This is a genomic window from Magnetospirillum sp. XM-1 (assembly GCF_001511835.1).
Classification (GTDB): Bacteria; Pseudomonadota; Alphaproteobacteria; order Rhodospirillales; family Magnetospirillaceae; genus Phaeospirillum.
Genome location: NZ_LN997848.1, coordinates 2821100 through 2837444 on the forward strand (window position 1 = coordinate 2821100; position 16345 = coordinate 2837444).

Consider the following 16345-nt stretch of genomic DNA (forward strand, 5'->3'; position numbering starts at 1 on the left):
CATAAATACATATTATCAATATATGCGGGGTAAAATATGCGATTAAATGACTTTACGATTTCTCCACAAGATGCCGTTTCTGTTGCTCCGAGACGATTGCCGCCGGTTAATAATGAGAACCTTATTAGATTTGAGGTGATGGCCGTCCTTGACCTGCTCCGAGGTGCTCTACATGATGCTCAGCGTCTGCTCGATCTGATTGACCGGCGATCAACCCCCTGCTTATGACCGTCAATCGCAGCAACCATCCGTCCTTCGAAGCCAAGAATCTTGTCCGCGAATCGGACAATCAGGCGATTGGGCATGGCACCTGGACGAAGACCGAGGATCAGGTCCATGGCTTGATCTGGGGACAGGTGAAGACAGGCCAGTACGAACGCTGCTGCGGTTGACCTACTGACCCCTGCCCAACAATGAATGAGTACCTTGCTGCCGCTTGGGATGTTCCGCCCGAATTCCAGGATGGCGTGTGCGTGTTCGGCACAGGGGTATTCAGCCCGATCCCTCGCCGACAACATCGTGCCGACCACCCCACCCATGGCGTGCAGATCGAAGAATCGCAGACTCAGAACCCTGATCGTTTCATCGAACACCAATGGATCGTCTTGGTCATCGCCAGGGTCGAGTATCGAGATGACGTGTGACGGGCGAAGCGATTCCAACTCGTCAGCCAGTTCGTCCAGGCCGCAGATCGTTAGTTCGAAGGGCAATCCCGACTTTCCCATGACTCTCCCTCCCTATAACGGTGGGGACCATAACAGGTGCCTCAAATACGGCCAACCGACCGAGAGAGGTTTTCCGCTGCGGAAAACGTAGCCGCCAAAAGGCAAATACAGACCAAACAAAGCGACGTAGATGCGAAGAATATAAATAGATATATTAAATTATACAAAATAAATATTGAATAGTCAAGTATTGTATAGTATAAATAATTATAACGCTGGTTCCAAAATAGGCGTGAGAGGTTTTGTTGCGTAATAGTTTGTTGGAGTAATCCGATTTAGCATTTTCGTGCCACATTACCTCTCGGCACCGCCCCCAGCGACTGGAACCCGCTGGGGGCTTTTTTGTGAGGTAACGAATGAAATATACTATTGGAAGAAACAAGGAGCAAAACTACCCGAGCGTCATTGAGGATGATTGGGCCGGATTTGTCTCCTCGCTCCAGGATATGTCCCAGGCGGACATCCAAGGGGCGAACAAGGATGAGTGCAAGGATCAGGCATACGGATTGACCGCCTGCACCTTCACTGGTGATGGCCGCCGGTTGAAGGCCAATGCCACAGAAACCGAGTTCGTGTGGCTGGATTGCGAAGTAGGAAAGCCGAACGAACTTGCCAAGGCGATTGATGGTCTCCGTACCATTGGGTTGGAGGCGGTGGTCTATAGCTCTGCCGGTCATGCCCCACCGGCAGACCGATTCCGCATCATCCTGCCGCTGGCGTCACCGATCAGCAGCCACACAGATTATCGACGGGTTTGCCTGCAATTGCAGGCCAGCCTGGGAGTGGCGATAGATCGCAGCAAACTCACCATGTACGCACTGCTGTATCAACCGGCCCGATATTCCTCGGCCACGAAGAATGTGTTCGTCCATCTTCCTGGCACCATTCTTACTGCGGAAGACTGGATATCGGTCTGCCCGCCTGCACCAGCAAAACCGGCCATGCCGACCGTTCCCCTGACTATCAGCAATATTCCAAGCGGATATGTCGAGGCTGCGGTGAAGGGGGAGATCAGCCGAATCGCATCGGCGGTTTCTGGCCAGCGTCACAACACCATCCTGTCGGCGGCCATCCGATTGGCCGAACTGTCCAAGGCTGATGTTTTGGACTGGTCGGTGGCGGCAGCCATCATCATGGAACATGGGGTCGCATCGGTCGGCCACGGAAGCAGGCAGGAGGTTGAGGACATCGTTCGATACGCCTGGGCGACCGCTCAACCACGACAATTAAAGGAACAAATAAGCAACATATCCGCTATTCGCATGAAGGCGGGAGCAAAAAGAAAGGAACTTGCACATGTCTGATTTCATAAAACTTTTAGGAGAATGGCTGGATTTGCAGTCTGGAACCACCATCACCGATTCCGCACGCATCGATTCATTCATCGCGGCGGCCAAGCAGTGGGACGGAACCGAATTGGACCTCGTGGATCACATGGCGATGGTTCTAACCGCCCATACCAAACTGCGTCGGCCAACCATTGAACAACTTTGCCAGAACATGAAGGTCAAAATCGGCCTTGGCGTAATTCCCAAAAATCACATCGAGTTTGTTCGTGCATATTGCAAAAAGCATTCTGTGAAATACACCCTTGATCGCCAGATCACCATGGGTGGTTCGGAAGCAGCCGACCGCGATGTTTTCAATGAACTATTTTTATGGACCGGAGAATTTGGCGTGTTCACCGGGCGGGACTACCTGACATCAGCATGGCAGAAATGGAAAGCTGAACAGGAACGTTTGAACGCCAAGGAGTTCAGCGAACGCATCGCATTCGATCCCGATGTACCATCGGATGGATGGAATCTGGTGGTTGATGCCCTGTGTGCTGATCTTGGTGACGCACCACTCGGTCTGACCAAGGCGGAATATCTCAAACTGGTGAAGGCGGTGTTCCTCGGCTCGGTATGGCGGGTAAAACGCAAACAACTCAACCTCCCCACCATCCAGCACATCATGCTCTATCTGCGGGGCAAGCAGGGATGCGGCAAGACCAGCTTCATGCGTTGGTTTCTTGGCCCGGTGGTGGACGGCATGATCCAGACCGACTTCGGGATGTTCGACCACGACGAAAAACAGATCATCATGAAGAACACACCGGTTATATTTTTTGATGAAGTGGCTCGTGCCGACAAGGCCGACGCTGCCAAGGTCAAAAACATGATGACCTCCGATACCGGCATGTTCCGCAAATTGTACGGCGAAGCCAGTAAGGGCCGAATGATCTCGACCTTCTTTGGTGCGGGTAACCTCGACCTCACCGAAGTGTTCCATGACCCGACCGGGCTACGCCGATTTTTCCAGGTTGAATGTCGCAAAGACCTTTACACTCGTTTGGACGAATTATTCGAACAAGTCGATCCCCTCGACCTCTGGAAGTCGGTCAATGAAAACGAAGCGTGCCCGACTGAAACGAAGGAAATTATCGATCTACTGATGCGAGTTGAAACCACGAAGCGGCTGATGACACCGGTCGAAGAATGGATAAAGTGCGAGATCGATGGCGGTGGCTGGCCGGATTTTTTAGGAATCCAGGACATGTTTCTGAACTTTTCCGAGTGGAAGGAAAAGCTCTACCCGCACGATAAAACCAACCTCAGCAGCTTCTCCACCCAACTTGGTCGCATCCTGCGGGATGGCGATTATGACCACGAAAAGCGGCTCGACCCTTCGTCTCGTCGAGCCACTTATCGGTTAGGAGTTCATCTGGAAACCAACAACCCCGACTACGTAAACCGCAAGAACGCAGTTGTCGTAGCCATCAGCAAGTCACGGGCGGATGCCCGAAGGGGTTATAACCAAGAAAACATAGCAAAAACAGCGTAGTAACATGTCTACCGAAGGGGTTTGAAAGTGGTCACTTCAAACCCCTTCGGCTCCAATGCATTGTATTTATTGATATATTTATAGTTTCGAAGGGGTGAAGGAGTTGATTCGTAAAAATATACTGTCTGAGAAAATATGAATTCAATAAAAGGGAAATTGCTGGGGTTAAACCCCTTCACCCCTTCGGAACCACGCCAACATATTGAAAACACACAGTTTTATTCCGAAGGGGTTGGCGATCTGAATGGAATGGTGCCCTTTTCGATTAGAACGCAACTGCCCCATTTTGATAAATAATACTGCAACTGAAGGATTCATGGAGGTCATATATGAGGGGGTTACGTGATATTTATAGCGAATTATTTTCCCTTGGCATTGTACGAAATGGCCGACAATTTGGGGAGTGGATGAACAGGGGGGAATCTTACCTTAGCTCTTCCTTGTCGAGAAACCGCCGCCCATCAACCGAAGCCCTGTTGGCCCTGGTGTCCAATGTCAGCGATGCCATTGATGCGACCAACGAGGAATTAGTAGTTTGCACAGAATCTTCTGAAATCATGGAATACAAAGAAGGTGTCGAAGCACTTAAAAAATTAGAATCTGAAGCATGGTCAGAAATATGGAAGCGTGTTGGGTAGGGTATTCATATAAAATATTTGACCCCCTATATTGCAAATACCAAATTGAATCCGTAACCTATGTGCAGGTATCAACGCATGGAGGTTACTATGCTTAACCTGAAGCTGTCCGATGCATCGCGGCCCTTGATTGCCGAAACCCGCAAGAAGTCTGCCCGTGAAGTCGTGCTGGATGGCATCGGTCACCAGATCGGTCTGCTCACCGACAAAGCCTATACGGTGGAACGCACCCGGTATTCCAAGAACGCCGATGGCACTTCCTGCCGCAAGGTGGTTGCCGCTCCTCCGAAGCCCTGGTTTTGGCGGGCGACGGATGGCACCATCATGGTGCAGGTCAAGTACGGTCACGCTGTCGTCGTGGAAATCGAACCGGGGAAGCCGACCATCATCGCCGGAAAATCGGAGAAGGATGCGGTGTCGGTACTGGCCCAGGTGGTCGAAGCGGTTAAATCCGGCAAGCTCGACCCGCAGATCGAGGCTGCCAAGGCGAAGGCCAAAATGAACCGCAAGGGGGAATAGGGTTCGATGGCGGGATGGGGGTGGGTTTCATCCACCCCATTCCGGCCTGATCAGATCAGGTTCACCAATTTGCGTTTGGCATCGGTGTCGCCCTCAATGTACCTCGCCGTCATCTGCAAACTGCTGTGACCGGCCAGTTGCTGGACATCCCTCAAAGAACCACCGGCCATGCCGACTTTTTTGGCGGCGGTGGTGACAAAGGTGCGGCGACCGCTGTGGCTGCTACACCCAAGGAAGCCCATCCGGTCATAGAGCCGACCAAACCACGCAACCACCGTGTTGGCCGACATGCCGATCCCACGCTCGGAAAAGATCACCGGGGAACTGGAGCCGCGAATGCCCATGCCATGCAGTTCGATCAGGGCTGCTCGAAGCTCCCGGTTCAGGGGGATGGTTCGTCCCGACGTTCCCTTGCTGGCCCGGTCCTCAAGATGCAGGGCATCCCCGACCTGACCATCAGCGGTCAGCACCATGACCCATTCGAGCATGGCGATCTCCTTCGCCCGCAATCCGGCCTTGATCGACAGCAGGAACATCGCCCGATCTCTGGCGGCGTAACGCGACCCAGAAAGATGCATCAGCACGGTACCGATCTGGGCGGTCGAGAGGGTCTTCGCTTGCTTACCGGCCATGGCTTCAACTCACCATAAAAGTAAGAAAAACAATTATATTATGATGAGTATAGCCGGAGTTTCGAATCAAAACAATCCCACCCCATTGAAAAACATGGCGTTTCTGGCAACTCATCATGAAATGAGTATTTTATGACGAGTTGCGATCCTGGAGATGGCCGGTGATCTGCTGGAGGTTTTCCGCTGCGGAAAACCTATGTCCGATCCGCCTTCGCCTTGTTCCAGATGCTGTCGAACTCTTCTTCTTTTTCGAGCGATTCAAGAAGTCTCTTCCATTCACCGTGGTCGAATGGCTTGCGTAATTTACGTTCATCGGTTGGTGGCGTTGAGAAAATACCAAACTTCCTTTCTAAAATTCGAAAGACCTCCTTCAGCATGGATACATTGCCTTCTTTTATAATAGAGATGGCATGTTCATATGCCAAGCGGCGATGGCTCAAAACCCGCTCTGTGTGTGCATCGCGATTGGTTCCCGCCGATTTTTCAAGCCGCCTCACGGTCTTGATAAAGTTCACCGCGAGATAGTGGCGGTTTTGCAGCTTGAACGCCCCCTCCTCATCCTCAACCCGCTTCAGGTAATCTTCGAAGCCTGGATTATCTGGGCACACGCCGCCTTCCCAACGGACGACGCAATCGATCTTGCCTGTTACTTCATGCTCGCCCCCGGCTTTCACTTTCTGGAAAATAGGGCATCTTTCCGGTCGGTCGGCGGCGTCAGCGAGTGCCCCCATCAGTCTGAGTTTGCCTTCGCGGAGTGTCGGGCAGATCATTTCGCAAGCTTCGTCAAGATTGATGAGCTTATCAAGAACCTCATCGACGATGACAATCGGCACAACGCACTTAAATAGAATCTGCTTAATCTGCGGCGACAACATAGACCACTCTAAAATTAGTAGTCCATACGGGAATACGATTTCATCATACATGCGGCCAAATGTAATATTATTAATAAGCTCGACGAGTGTTTTGTTTCCGTCTTGATTTTCTTCAATGAACCCAGCGATGTTAATTCCCGCATTTTTTGCAACAGAGCGGCACGCGAATTCCGGCGTGAAGCCGTTGCGATGCCCCCATCGCGGCTCGTCCTCGGTCGTAGAAAGCGGGCGAATGTAGGCAACAAAATCTGGCGGGATCATCGCATTATCTCCGAGTCTGCATTCGCAGCGAGTGCGGCATGGACTATGCAATCACTGCAAATGCACAGTATAGTTCAAGGACAATGACAATATAGGCCGTCATAATCTCCATATTAGCGTCAATCAAAACGCTGAATGCATGGAGAAAAAAATGAATCCGAAACAGAACACTGAAGTCCAGGGCGAGGTCGGCACCACCACCATCACCCTGGAACACGACGAAACCTCGACCAATCTTCCCGTTACCCGCGAAGAAATCAACGGCGGAATCGTCAGTGACGACCGGAACCGCCCCCACCTGGAAGATGGCGACACAGCGGCGATGGAAGCCGAACTGGCTCGCACAACGGCCCTCAGGTTCAACATGGCCGATGGCTCACTCAATCAGTCCTGGGATACCACCACCGACCAGACTGGTGATCATCTGGCCACGGATACCTCGACCTCGGCGTTGGCCACAGGAATGCCGGACAATGGGGAGAACATTGACCCTATGGCTCTGCTCAAGAAGATGCTGCATGACCGCAACATCATCAAGGGCAAGCGGAAGGCCTTGAAAAAGGCAGTCCGCCAGATGGCAGCCGACTTGGCGTCGTTCATCACGGCGACCGGCGGCGACATTGCGATCATTCGTGCGATGGTCGAAGCAGCGGGTCTGAAATGGCCGGAGAACAATGCCAAGTTCTCGACCACCCGTCCGCTGGTCCAGGCCATGATGTTTGAGGGCGAGGACCCCACGGAGGTCCAGAACCGAATCAGTGAGTGGTCCAAAGTGGTCACCATCTGCTGCAAGCTGGGCCATCTCACGGTCGAAGCGGTCACCGACTTCCTGGACAGAAACCATGGCGTCAAAGGTGTCTGCTCGGACTTTGATGAGGAAGGCCACCGCAAGCCCAAGGACAAGGAGGTCTGCGAGAACGCGGGAAATGGCGAACGGCCAGCCTCGGGCACCACTCAACGTGCAATCGCGTGCGATGCCGTTGTTGTGGAGAAGGTCGAGGGTGACGGCGTGGCAACCGGAAAACCCTCTCGGACGCTCTCTCTGACGGCGGAACTTGACGCCGCCAAGCGGGAGTTCGCGGAGTTGGAAGCTGTCGGCAACCGTGCGAACAGCACCTTGCAGCAGGTCGAGCAGCAGGCGGAAGCCCAAACCGAGGTGGAGCGAACCAAGAACCACACTCGGTTGCAGGCCGAAATTGCTGCGGCAACGGCGGACGCGAAGAAGGCGGCTGAATCGGCTCAACCGGCCCAGCAGAAGGTGAAACTTCTGACCAAGATGGAGCGTCTTCCGATTTGGGCGGCGGCCACCATCTCGGAAGGCACCCTGCCTGACCGGTCGGTGTTCCCCGACGCACCCATCCATCACCTCCACTTCTCCGTGCTGCTGGTCCACGACAACGGCGAGGGTTTCATCGAGGTGATCGCAAACGTAACCCCCAACCTCGCTCAGTTCATGAACGTGGCGGAGATGTTGGACGTCAAGCGTGGGTAGGTCAGCAATCGGTGGGAGCCGAAGCTCCCACCGAACTGATTCGGGAGAAAGATCATGAACAACGATTTTTGGAGCACCGTGGTGGCCGAGGCGAAATATTCTTCGGCCAGCCAAGCCCCCAACCATACCTACATCGACGCGGTTTCAGAGATCGCCGCCGCCAAGCCGATGGCGTCGTTCATCGCCATCAGGCCGTTTGACGTAATTCGAGACAATCTTGCCGTCGCTCTTGTCCGGCCAATGGCAGGCAATCCCAGGCAGATCGAGGTGATTGACGGACTGACAATGGATGGTCCGGCGTTCCAGCGGTCGATCATCAGGTTGGCTCGGCTTCGCCGCGAGATTGGCCGCCTCGTCGGGATGAGGTGATCAGATGGCTTGGCCGTGTGACGCCCAATCGATCATAGGGCCAAGTTGGCTTCCGGCCAGGGAGCCGACTTGGAACTCATTGTCACCGATCAAATACCCCGGCGGCAAATCTGGGATGGCTTCCCTAATCATGCGACTGCTGGGCTTCACCGAATCCTACTGCGAGGTGTTCGCAGGCGGGGCATCAGTCGGCCTGACCATCAGTCGCCGTTGGCCGTGGACACGTTGCCGGTTCAATGATTCCGATCCGGCAGTTGCGGGCTTCCATACCGTTCTGCGGGATTATCCCGGTGACCTGTATCGCAAGGTCAAGTCAGTGTGGCGTGATTTCTCCGGCGTCCAGGACCTCATTGAGTTTTACCAAGCCATCCGTCCGATTCTACGAACGTCGAGGCTTGATAAATTGGATCGTGCTGTTGCCTTCTATATTTGCAATCGCATCGGATATAGCGGCATCACCTGCCGCGTAGCTGGTACGACCGCCGACCTTGATTCGAGGCTGAACGAGGGCTTAATCGACACACTGCCCTATTGGTCTTCCGTTCTGAACGGCGTCGAGATCACCAACCTCGATTATCGAGTGGTGGTCGATCAGATCACCAGCGACCACGCGGTGTTCATCGATAGTCCGTATGAACACTATGTGGGTGGTCCGAATGTGGACCTCTATTGGTCAGAACCGTGGCAGCGTGCCGACATCCTGGAACTTGCAGATCATCTGCTCGACCTGGATCACCGCAGGGTCAGGTGGGTGACCACCTTGATTATGTCGCCGCCGACCGAAGGCATGTTCATCGACATCCTGCGATCCGGCAGCAACTCGATCCGCATGTATAAGCTGCCAGTCCGGCATCGCTTGGTTCACAGGGCGGCGGAAGAGTTGGTCCTGTGGAACTTTGATGCTCGATGATCGCCCGGCTCGGAGATCAAGCCCTGACCACCGGCAGGTCATCCCAGTTAGTGGTGTAGCTCGGCGACCGGTTGCCGCACCGCATCTTCCACGGTGCATCGTCGGGAACCAGCCCGAATCCGACAGCCCCTTTGCCCAATTTGCTGTTAATCCCGTCCACCGCCGCCATCAACGCCTTTGGCCGCACCCCTGTCTCTGGTGGTGGTGAAAACAGGTCACGCGGGATGTCTTCGGGTCGAACCAAATCCAGCATGATCACGCCTGCCTTCTTGTACTCGTAGCCGTCACGCCACACTGATCTCAGTCCCTTCAGGGCGGCACCAATGATGTGCGGCGTTGATGATGTCGGTGGCGAAAGGCGGATCACTGAGTTCAGCGAAAACTGCGGCTGGTCGGGGCGGAAACGGTCGGTATAGGCGAACACCTGCACCGCACCGGCCACCAGTCCTTGAGAACGAATTTTCTCCGAAGCCCTGCTGGCAAAAGTCATTACCGCATCATGGACCTGCTGGAAATCGGTGACGGTTTCACCGAATGACCTGGAGCAGCAGGTGGTGTGTTTGTCCGATGGGGCCGTGTCCAGGGTGTGGACCGGCGTTCCTCTTAGTTCCATCGTGGTGCGAAGGCCGACCGCCCCCATGGTCTTCTTGATCCATCCGTCTGACTGCAAGGTCAGATCATGGGCGGTACGGATGCCATTGACGCCACAGTGGGCTGCATACTGGCGGCCAATGCCCCAAACATCACCGACCGGGGTTTGCTTCAGTGCCTGTACGATCCATTCAGGGTGACCTGCCAGATCAAGGACGCCATTGGTTCGCGGTGATTTCTTTGCCAGCCGGTTGGCCAGTTTCGCCAGGGTCTTGGTGGTGCCAATCCCGACCGACACGGGAATGCCGGTCCAGCGTCTCACCGTGGCCCGTACCTGCTGGGACCACGCAGTTAGGTTGTCCACGGGCATACCATCCAGGTCGAGGAAGCACTCGTCGATGGAATAGACCTCAGCACCGGGCGAAAAGGTTGCCAGCACCGACATGACCCGCTCCGATATATCCCCGTACAGGGCGTAGTTCGAGGACAGCATGATCAAGCCATGGCTATCGACCAGATGCCTGAGTTTGAATGCGGGTTCGCCCATACCGACTCCAATGGCCTTGGCTTCGGCGGAACGGGCCACGGCACAACCATCGTTGTTCGACATGACGATGACCGGCTTGCCTTCAAGGGCAGGGTTGAATGCCCGCTCGCACGAGACGTAAAAATTGTTGCAGTCCACCAGGGCGTAGACCGCCATGACCGATCACCGTTTGGCTAAGGCCGACACAGAGAAGGTGACGACCCCCCATATCTGAACACCTTCTTCATCGTTAACCGGGAAACTGGGATAGTCCGGGTTGGCCGATGCCAATTCCCAACCGGCCTCGGTCTTCCGCAGGGTTTTGACGGTCAAGCCGCCGTCCAGGGTGGCGACGACAATATCCCCGTCATGGGGTTGCACTGACCGATCCACCACCAGCAGGTCGCCACTGTGGATGCCTGCACCGGTCATGCTGTCGCCATCGGCTTTGCAAAAGAATGTCGCCGCCGGTCGCTTCACCATCAACTCGTGAAGATCGAGCTTGCCCTCCAGGTGGTCGTCGGCGGGGGACGGAAACCCAGCGGCCACCAGGGCGGAATAAATGGGGGCCGTGGCATCCGATGGTGCGAAGCCACGGGACGATGGCTGACATGTGCCTGGAGGTAGCGGCGTATTTTGATTCTGCGAGAACATGGCGAGAACATACACCGGTCGTGTGTGGATGGGCAATGCCTTGTGGCGGGATCGTCAGGAGGTATCAATCCCCGCTACTGCGTCCCATCTTTCCCAGAAAATCCCCGAAATCCTTGGCTTCTCGGAAGTTCCGGTAGACCGAGGCGTACCGCAAATAGGCCACCTGATCGAGTTCCATCAGCACGTCCATCACCAGTTCACCGATGAGCTTGGACGGAACCTCGTTTTCCCCCAAGCTCTCAAGGCGGCGGTAGATGCCATTGGCAATCCGTTCGATCTGGTCATCTTCGACAGGGCGTTTCCTCAGGGCGATCTGAAGCGACTTGACCACTTTTTCCCGGTCGAAGGTCGAGCGTGATCCGTCCTTTTTGACCACGACCAGATCACGGATTTGAACCCGTTCGAAGGTGGTGAACCGTGATCCACACCCTGGACAAGCTCTGCGGCGACGGATGGCCGCATTGTCGTCGGTCGGGCGTGAATCCTTCACCTGGGTATCGTCCTGGCCGCAAAATGGGCATCGCATTGGATCGCCTCCCCCCTATCAATATCCAGGGCAATCATTCAGGAAATGGCGACCGCCAGCAAGAATGGTGGCATGGGCAGTCGTGCATATCGGCATTGGATTTGCGACGACTTGTAACAACATGGGAACCCGGTGGCACTTAGGATTGACCCCACGGACATAGCTCAACCATACTTTTGATAGAACTTTTGATGGCGGAAATTGGAACCGGCTGATATCCGAAATGTCTGAAAATTGGGCCAGCCAGCAAGTTGAACATAGCGGCATCAGCGGCTTGCTGATGCTCGCCAGTTCTCCAGAATGCCGCCACATCATCCAGTCGATTATCGAGCACCTTCCGTGCGGCGTGACACTGTTCGATCAGAACCTGGAGATGGTTGCCTGCAATTGCCTGTTCAGACGGCTTCTGGATTTTCCAGCCACGCTGTTTGAAGGCAGCCTGCCCTCCATGAAATCCCTGGCCATGTTCAACGCACGACGTGGTGAATACGGTCCAGGTGACCCAGAGGAACTCGCTGGGCAGGTTGTCCAGAGAGCAATGGCGATGAAGCCACACCAATTCGAGCGTGTTCGGCCTGATGGAACCATTCTGGAGATTTCAGGCCAGCCACTGCCGAGCGGCGGATTCATCACGCTGTACACGGACATCACTGAACGACGTGAAGCCGAGGAAACCCTTCGTGACAAGGAGGGGCTGCTGCGGCTGATTTTCGACAATTCCAGTGTGGCCATTTTCACCATCGATTCCAGTGGCCGGATTGGTGCGGCCAACCAACGGATGGCGGAAATGTTCATGATGCCATTGGAATCGCTGATTAGCATGGAATACGTCGATCTGGTCGATCCCGTAGAGCAGGAAACAGCCCGAAAGAACATGGCGGATCATCTGGTCCAGGATCGGGCCAACGTCAACTTGGAGCGGCATTATTGGCGGTCGAATGGTACCGCATTTTGGGGGCAACTGACGGCCCGTCATATGCCTGCTTATAGGGATGGTCGTGCCGGTCTGGTGTGCGTTGTTTCTGACATCACAGAACGCAAGATCGCGGAACAGCATCTGGCCGAACGTAGCCACGAACTCGAAGTTCTAAACCAGGAACTCTCCAAAACCGTTGCGGCCCTTGCTGCATCGAATGCCGAACTTGTTGCCGCCCGAGAAGAACTGGAGCACTTGGCCCGACATGACACTCTGACCGGGGCTTGGAGCCGCATCAGAATCGAAGAATCTGCCCAACAGGAAATGCTCCGAAATTCGCGATATGGTCACCCTGTTTCATTGATCTTTATCGATCTGGACCACTTCAAGAGGGTCAATGACGGCTATGGCCATGCTGTAGGCGATGAAGTTCTGAAGACATTTTGTGACATCGCCCAAAAGTGCATGCGTTCCACCGATCTGCTCGGTCGTTGGGGCGGTGAGGAATTCGTGATCGTCACCCCGAACAGTGGACTAATGATCGCAATCCTGCTTGCCGAACGAATCCGTAAGGCGGTTATGGCCTTCGATTTTCCTGGTGTTGGGCATGTTACCGCCAGCTTTGGTGTCGCCGAATACCGTGAAGATGAAACATGGGAATCTTGGCTATGCCGGTCTGATGCAGCCCTTTACGCGGCAAAGGAAGGTGGGAGGAACCGAGTCGTAACCGATGCCTGCGAGGCTGACGAAGCCGATGAGGCAGAGCTTCTCGATCTCTCGTTTCTACGTCTGGTCTGGAGGAGCACCTACGAGTCCGGCCATGCTTTGCTCGATACGCAGCACCGAAATCTATTCGAACACGCAAATAATTTGCTGACAGCGGTCATCGGAGAGCGACCAACCGATGAGGTGGCACCTCAGATCGAAGCACTTGTTGCGGACCTTCTGGATCATTTCCGGGATGAAGAAGCAGTTTTCCGCTCGATAGGATATTCCGGTGCTGATGAACATGCCCAAACCCACCAGGGTCTAATCGACCGTGCCGGGGAATTGGTGGCGATTTTCACATCCGGCGAACTGGCCTTGGGCGACCTGTTCAATTTTCTGGCCTATGACGTGGTGGCAAAGCACATGCTGTCCGAAGATCGAAAGTTCTTTGGGCACATCCAGGCAGTTCGCGACACGGCGGTATAATTTCGGGCAGGCAGGTTGGGCGAACATGGCAATATTCGGACGAAAACCTCCCCCCATCCAAGTCGGTGACTTGTTCATGAAAGCCAACGATCCGACCAGAAAGGTGTGGGAGGTGTCACGGCTTTGGACGGCCGTTGATGGGGTTCCGCATGCCCGGATGGTGAACCGGCACGAGACACTAATGGTGTCGATTCGCACCCTGGAAGACCCGGAGTACTTTGTGGCTGTGCCTGTGATTCGGAACGAGCCGTAAAGCAGGTCGGCGGTGGAGAACTGGTGAGAACTCCACCGCCGGATCGTGCTGGATGGATCAGGTTTACGGGGGTGATCTATCCAGATGTGGCCGCATCGGGGGGATGCCACCAGAAAAGGTTATCGTATTCGGCTTATGCCATCAAGGCGGAGATGATGAACGTGTCGTCTTTGATGGCATCGAGATGATCATCCAAGGAGTCAAGGTGAGGGCTGATGACAAAAGTACCGAGGTTTCCTTGCCAACATATCGGGCACCAGATGGCTCATGGAGGGCCGCAATTATTCTGCCTGATGAGATCAAGGATGCCATTTCGGACACGGTGATTGCTGCGGGATTGGAGGCAGGAATCCTCCGGGTGAAGAAGGAGTCCGTTGGGGATCGCTGTCGGGATGCGACAGAAGCCAAAGCAGACCAGGAATGATTGCGGGTTGTAAGCGGATTGACGGCCTGAAATGCCAATGTCATTCCTTATAACCATACCTTTTGTAGGGAGGGGCAAATGAACAAGTCCGAATTGATTAATGCCGTTGCCGATGGTGCCAACATGACCAAGGCCGACGCGGGCAATGCCATTGACGCTGTTTTTGCCGCCATCACTACCGCCATGAAGTCCGGCGATGATGTGCGTTTGGTCGGCTTTGGAACTTTCTCGGTTTCTGCCCGTCCTGCACGTGAAGGCAGGAATCCGCAAACTGGCAAGACCCTCACCATCGCGGCCAGCAAGTCTGCCAAATTCACCGCCGGAAAGAGCCTCAAGGACACCATCAATGGCCGATGACATCAAGGCTCTGACCACCAAGATTGTAGCCGCCTACCTGGGCAGCAACACCTTGACGGCCACGGAAATTCCGAACCTAATCAAGTCCGTTTTTTCGACTTTGGCCAGTGCGGATACCCCTGCTTCAGCACCGTCTGAACAGCAACAACCTGCCGTTTCAGTAAAGAAGTCTGTGACCCCCGGACATATCGTCTGTCTTGAATGCGGCAGTCGCCAAAAAATGCTGAAGAGACACCTCTTGACCAGCCATGGGCTGACGCCGGACGAGTACCGGGTCAACTGGAACTTGCCCACTGACTATCCCATGGTCGCCCCGGAGTATGCTGCTCGTAGATCTGAGTTTGCCAAGGCTATTGGACTGGGGCATTCACGGACAAACCGGAAGCCCAAATCAGCCACCTGACGAATAAATGGAGAGGGGCACCATGCCGCCACGTAAGAGTGCCAAGCCCGTAACCGCCACCAAGCCTGCCAAGGAAGTCAGGAAGGTTGGTCGGTCCACCCGTGGCCGATTGGACGACGGCAGTGCCAATCCCATCGATGTCCATGTTGGTGCCCGCATTCGGCTTCGCCGGACCCTGCTTGGTATGAGCCAGGAAAAGCTGGGCGAATGCCTTGGGCTGACCTTCCAGCAGGTGCAAAAATACGAACGTGGAGCCAATCGGGTCGGAGCCTCCAGGCTGTTCGATCTATCCCGTGTTCTGGATGTCCGGGTTGGCTACTTTTTTGAGGAAATCTCTGATACTGCCCAGGCAGCATCGCCGGTCGAGGTGATCCGTGGCAATGTCACCAAGGCAATCGATGTCGCTGACGACAATCCCATGACAAAGCGGGAAACCCTCGAATTGGTACGGGCCTATTTCAGCATCAATGACCCCAAGGTCCGGGATCAGGTGCTTGCAATGGCAAAGGCATTGGGTGGTGCCAAATAGGGACGGGGAGGGGGATTACTTGCGACACAAATGCGACACACTCACCATTGCGTCTTTATAACCTACTGAATTGCATGTGAAATAGGTCGGCGGCAAGTACGGTTGTGGACCATGATGATGGCGGAGGCGTGCAGCGCCAGGGCGCGCTTGACCACCTCGCGGGGGTAGAGCGGCGTGTGGTCGACGGTGCCGGTCTGCTGCACCTCGTCGGCGATCAGGGTGTTCTTGCGGTCGAGGAACAGCAGGCGGAACTGCTCGGTGGGCAGGGTGCTCATGGCGGTGCGGCAGTAATCCAGCAGCACGTCCCAGCTTGAAATCACCGAGGCGTTGATCACCGGGGCGCGGGCCAGTCGGATGGCGGCCTCGCGCACCACCTTCAGCGTGGCGGCGGCCACGTCCTTGATGCCGTCCACGCTCTTCAGCTCTTCCACATCGGCGGTAATCACGTCGGCGAAGCTGCCGAATCGCTTGATCAGCGCCTTGGCCAGCGGCTTGGTGTCCTTTTGCGGAATGGCCGCGCCCAGCAGCAATTCCAGCAATTCATAGTCGGGCAGGGCCTCGGGCGCATCGAGGAAGCGGTTGCGCAATCGTTCCCGATGGCCCTTGTGTTCCCCGTTCGGTTGACCCGTCGAGGGAGCTGCCCCGGCGAGTTTAGTCATGCTGCTTTCTCCCAACCGGCGGATATTCTCAACGAATATCCATAAAGCGAAGGATGCACAAGCCGT

At 55.0% G+C, this 16345-nt stretch carries 19 protein-coding genes; 12 read left to right on the top strand and 7 right to left on the bottom strand.

The window, feature by feature from the left end:
• Positions 1 to 179 precede the first annotated feature (179 nt).
• Positions 180 to 725, bottom strand: coding sequence for a tyrosine phosphatase family protein (locus XM1_RS13035; protein ID WP_068434076.1), 546 nt, complete (start codon positions 723 to 725; stop codon positions 180 to 182).
• A gap of 356 nt (positions 726 to 1081) precedes the next feature.
• Between XM1_RS13035 and XM1_RS13040 the strand changes: the two genes are divergently transcribed.
• The 4 genes from XM1_RS13040 (at position 1082) to XM1_RS13050 (ending at position 4708) form a co-directional block, all read left to right on the top strand.
• Entirely contained in the window at positions 1082 to 2029 is a 948-nt protein-coding gene (locus XM1_RS13040; RefSeq protein WP_068434078.1) for a hypothetical protein, read from the top strand.
• Positions 2022 to 3551: a VapE domain-containing protein gene (locus tag XM1_RS13045; protein WP_068434080.1), complete on the top strand. Its 1530-nt coding sequence runs from the start codon at positions 2022 to 2024 to the stop codon at positions 3549 to 3551. Before XM1_RS13040 ends, XM1_RS13045 begins: the two co-directional genes overlap by 8 nt.
• 329 nt (positions 3552 to 3880) lie before the next feature.
• Complete coding sequence (locus XM1_RS24125) at positions 3881 to 4189, top strand: DUF6626 family protein (protein ID WP_156428726.1); 309 nt, start codon at positions 3881 to 3883, stop codon at positions 4187 to 4189.
• 90 nt (positions 4190 to 4279) lie between these two features.
• Complete coding sequence (locus tag XM1_RS13050; protein ID WP_231920500.1) at positions 4280 to 4708, top strand: DUF6641 family protein; 429 nt, start codon at positions 4280 to 4282, stop codon at positions 4706 to 4708.
• A gap of 50 nt (positions 4709 to 4758) precedes the next feature.
• Here the strand turns inward: XM1_RS13050 and XM1_RS13055 are convergent, their stop codons facing one another.
• Positions 4759 to 5340, bottom strand: coding sequence for a site-specific integrase (locus XM1_RS13055; protein WP_068434087.1), 582 nt, complete (start codon positions 5338 to 5340; stop codon positions 4759 to 4761).
• Between the two features lie 194 nt (positions 5341 to 5534).
• Entirely contained in the window at positions 5535 to 6476 is a 942-nt protein-coding gene (locus XM1_RS24130; RefSeq protein ID WP_156428727.1) for a hypothetical protein, read from the bottom strand.
• A gap of 151 nt (positions 6477 to 6627) precedes the next feature.
• Between XM1_RS24130 and XM1_RS13065 the strand changes: the two genes are divergently transcribed.
• The 3 genes from XM1_RS13065 to XM1_RS13075 are packed head-to-tail and all read left to right on the top strand — an operon-like array spanning position 6628 to position 9247.
• Positions 6628 to 7968 (top strand): hypothetical protein, encoded by a 1341-nt coding sequence (locus tag XM1_RS13065; RefSeq protein ID WP_068434091.1) that lies wholly within the window; start codon positions 6628 to 6630, stop codon positions 7966 to 7968.
• Between the two features lie 54 nt (positions 7969 to 8022).
• Positions 8023 to 8337, top strand: coding sequence for a hypothetical protein (locus tag XM1_RS13070; protein ID WP_068434093.1), 315 nt, complete (start codon positions 8023 to 8025; stop codon positions 8335 to 8337).
• 4 nt (positions 8338 to 8341) lie between these two features.
• Positions 8342 to 9247 (top strand): DNA adenine methylase, encoded by a 906-nt coding sequence (locus tag XM1_RS13075; protein ID WP_082700506.1) that lies wholly within the window; start codon positions 8342 to 8344, stop codon positions 9245 to 9247.
• A 16-nt stretch (positions 9248 to 9263) separates the two neighbouring features.
• On the opposite strand, the gene XM1_RS13080 is transcribed toward XM1_RS13075, so the two are convergent.
• From XM1_RS13080 to nrdR, 3 genes are all read right to left on the bottom strand, one after another.
• Positions 9264 to 10541: a Y-family DNA polymerase gene (locus tag XM1_RS13080; RefSeq protein ID WP_068434097.1), complete on the bottom strand. Its 1278-nt coding sequence runs from the start codon at positions 10539 to 10541 to the stop codon at positions 9264 to 9266.
• A 6-nt stretch (positions 10542 to 10547) separates the two neighbouring features.
• Positions 10548 to 11018, bottom strand: coding sequence for a LexA family transcriptional regulator (locus tag XM1_RS13085; RefSeq protein WP_082700721.1), 471 nt, complete (start codon positions 11016 to 11018; stop codon positions 10548 to 10550).
• Positions 11019 to 11082: 64 nt separating this feature from the next.
• Positions 11083 to 11544, bottom strand: coding sequence for a transcriptional regulator NrdR (gene nrdR / locus XM1_RS13090; RefSeq protein WP_068434101.1), 462 nt, complete (start codon positions 11542 to 11544; stop codon positions 11083 to 11085).
• Positions 11545 to 11767: 223 nt separating this feature from the next.
• Here nrdR and XM1_RS13095 point away from each other — a divergent pair, with 223 nt between their 5' ends.
• From XM1_RS13095 to XM1_RS13110, 5 genes are all read left to right on the top strand, one after another.
• Positions 11768 to 13654: a diguanylate cyclase gene (locus XM1_RS13095; RefSeq protein ID WP_068434103.1), complete on the top strand. Its 1887-nt coding sequence runs from the start codon at positions 11768 to 11770 to the stop codon at positions 13652 to 13654.
• A 305-nt stretch (positions 13655 to 13959) separates the two neighbouring features.
• A complete protein-coding gene (locus XM1_RS24985) occupies positions 13960 to 14331 on the top strand; it encodes a hypothetical protein (RefSeq protein ID WP_231920501.1) in 372 nt (123 codons plus the stop codon).
• A 78-nt stretch (positions 14332 to 14409) separates the two neighbouring features.
• Positions 14410 to 14688 carry an HU family DNA-binding protein gene (locus XM1_RS13105; RefSeq protein ID WP_068434105.1) on the top strand — a complete coding sequence of 93 codons (279 nt, stop codon included), beginning with the start codon at positions 14410 to 14412 and terminating at the stop codon, positions 14686 to 14688.
• Positions 14678 to 15091, top strand: coding sequence for a MucR family transcriptional regulator (locus XM1_RS23425; protein ID WP_082700507.1), 414 nt, complete (start codon positions 14678 to 14680; stop codon positions 15089 to 15091). Before XM1_RS13105 ends, XM1_RS23425 begins: the two co-directional genes overlap by 11 nt.
• Positions 15092 to 15113: 22 nt before the next feature.
• Positions 15114 to 15620: a helix-turn-helix domain-containing protein gene (locus tag XM1_RS13110; protein ID WP_231920502.1), complete on the top strand. Its 507-nt coding sequence runs from the start codon at positions 15114 to 15116 to the stop codon at positions 15618 to 15620.
• A 62-nt stretch (positions 15621 to 15682) separates the two neighbouring features.
• On the opposite strand, the gene XM1_RS13115 is transcribed toward XM1_RS13110, so the two are convergent.
• Positions 15683 to 16279, bottom strand: coding sequence for a RadC family protein (locus XM1_RS13115; RefSeq protein ID WP_068434109.1), 597 nt, complete (start codon positions 16277 to 16279; stop codon positions 15683 to 15685).
• Positions 16280 to 16345 lie beyond the last annotated feature (66 nt).

Excerpts from the sequence above, each read along its gene's own strand:
- XM1_RS13035 (WP_068434076.1), bottom strand. The coding sequence starts at position 725 with ATGGGAAAGTCGGGATTGCCCTTCGAACTAACGATCTGCGGCCTGGAC.
- XM1_RS13040 (WP_068434078.1), top strand. The coding sequence starts at position 1,082 with ATGAAATATACTATTGGAAGAAACAAGGAGCAAAACTACCCGAGCGTC.
- XM1_RS13045 (WP_068434080.1), top strand. The coding sequence starts at position 2,022 with ATGTCTGATTTCATAAAACTTTTAGGAGAATGGCTGGATTTGCAGTCT.
- XM1_RS24125 (WP_156428726.1), top strand. The coding sequence starts at position 3,881 with ATGAGGGGGTTACGTGATATTTATAGCGAATTATTTTCCCTTGGCATT.
- XM1_RS13050 (WP_231920500.1), top strand. The coding sequence starts at position 4,280 with ATGCTTAACCTGAAGCTGTCCGATGCATCGCGGCCCTTGATTGCCGAA.
- XM1_RS13055 (WP_068434087.1), bottom strand. The coding sequence starts at position 5,340 with ATGGCCGGTAAGCAAGCGAAGACCCTCTCGACCGCCCAGATCGGTACC.
- XM1_RS24130 (WP_156428727.1), bottom strand. The coding sequence starts at position 6,476 with ATGATCCCGCCAGATTTTGTTGCCTACATTCGCCCGCTTTCTACGACC.
- XM1_RS13065 (WP_068434091.1), top strand. The coding sequence starts at position 6,628 with ATGAATCCGAAACAGAACACTGAAGTCCAGGGCGAGGTCGGCACCACC.
- XM1_RS13070 (WP_068434093.1), top strand. The coding sequence starts at position 8,023 with ATGAACAACGATTTTTGGAGCACCGTGGTGGCCGAGGCGAAATATTCT.
- XM1_RS13075 (WP_082700506.1), top strand. The coding sequence starts at position 8,342 with ATGGCTTGGCCGTGTGACGCCCAATCGATCATAGGGCCAAGTTGGCTT.
- XM1_RS13080 (WP_068434097.1), bottom strand. The coding sequence starts at position 10,541 with ATGGCGGTCTACGCCCTGGTGGACTGCAACAATTTTTACGTCTCGTGC.
- XM1_RS13085 (WP_082700721.1), bottom strand. The coding sequence starts at position 11,018 with ATGTTCTCGCAGAATCAAAATACGCCGCTACCTCCAGGCACATGTCAG.
- nrdR (WP_068434101.1), bottom strand. The coding sequence starts at position 11,544 with ATGCGATGCCCATTTTGCGGCCAGGACGATACCCAGGTGAAGGATTCA.
- XM1_RS13095 (WP_068434103.1), top strand. The coding sequence starts at position 11,768 with ATGTCTGAAAATTGGGCCAGCCAGCAAGTTGAACATAGCGGCATCAGC.
- XM1_RS24985 (WP_231920501.1), top strand. The coding sequence starts at position 13,960 with ATGGATCAGGTTTACGGGGGTGATCTATCCAGATGTGGCCGCATCGGG.
- XM1_RS13105 (WP_068434105.1), top strand. The coding sequence starts at position 14,410 with ATGAACAAGTCCGAATTGATTAATGCCGTTGCCGATGGTGCCAACATG.
- XM1_RS23425 (WP_082700507.1), top strand. The coding sequence starts at position 14,678 with ATGGCCGATGACATCAAGGCTCTGACCACCAAGATTGTAGCCGCCTAC.
- XM1_RS13110 (WP_231920502.1), top strand. The coding sequence starts at position 15,114 with ATGCCGCCACGTAAGAGTGCCAAGCCCGTAACCGCCACCAAGCCTGCC.
- XM1_RS13115 (WP_068434109.1), bottom strand. The coding sequence starts at position 16,279 with ATGACTAAACTCGCCGGGGCAGCTCCCTCGACGGGTCAACCGAACGGG.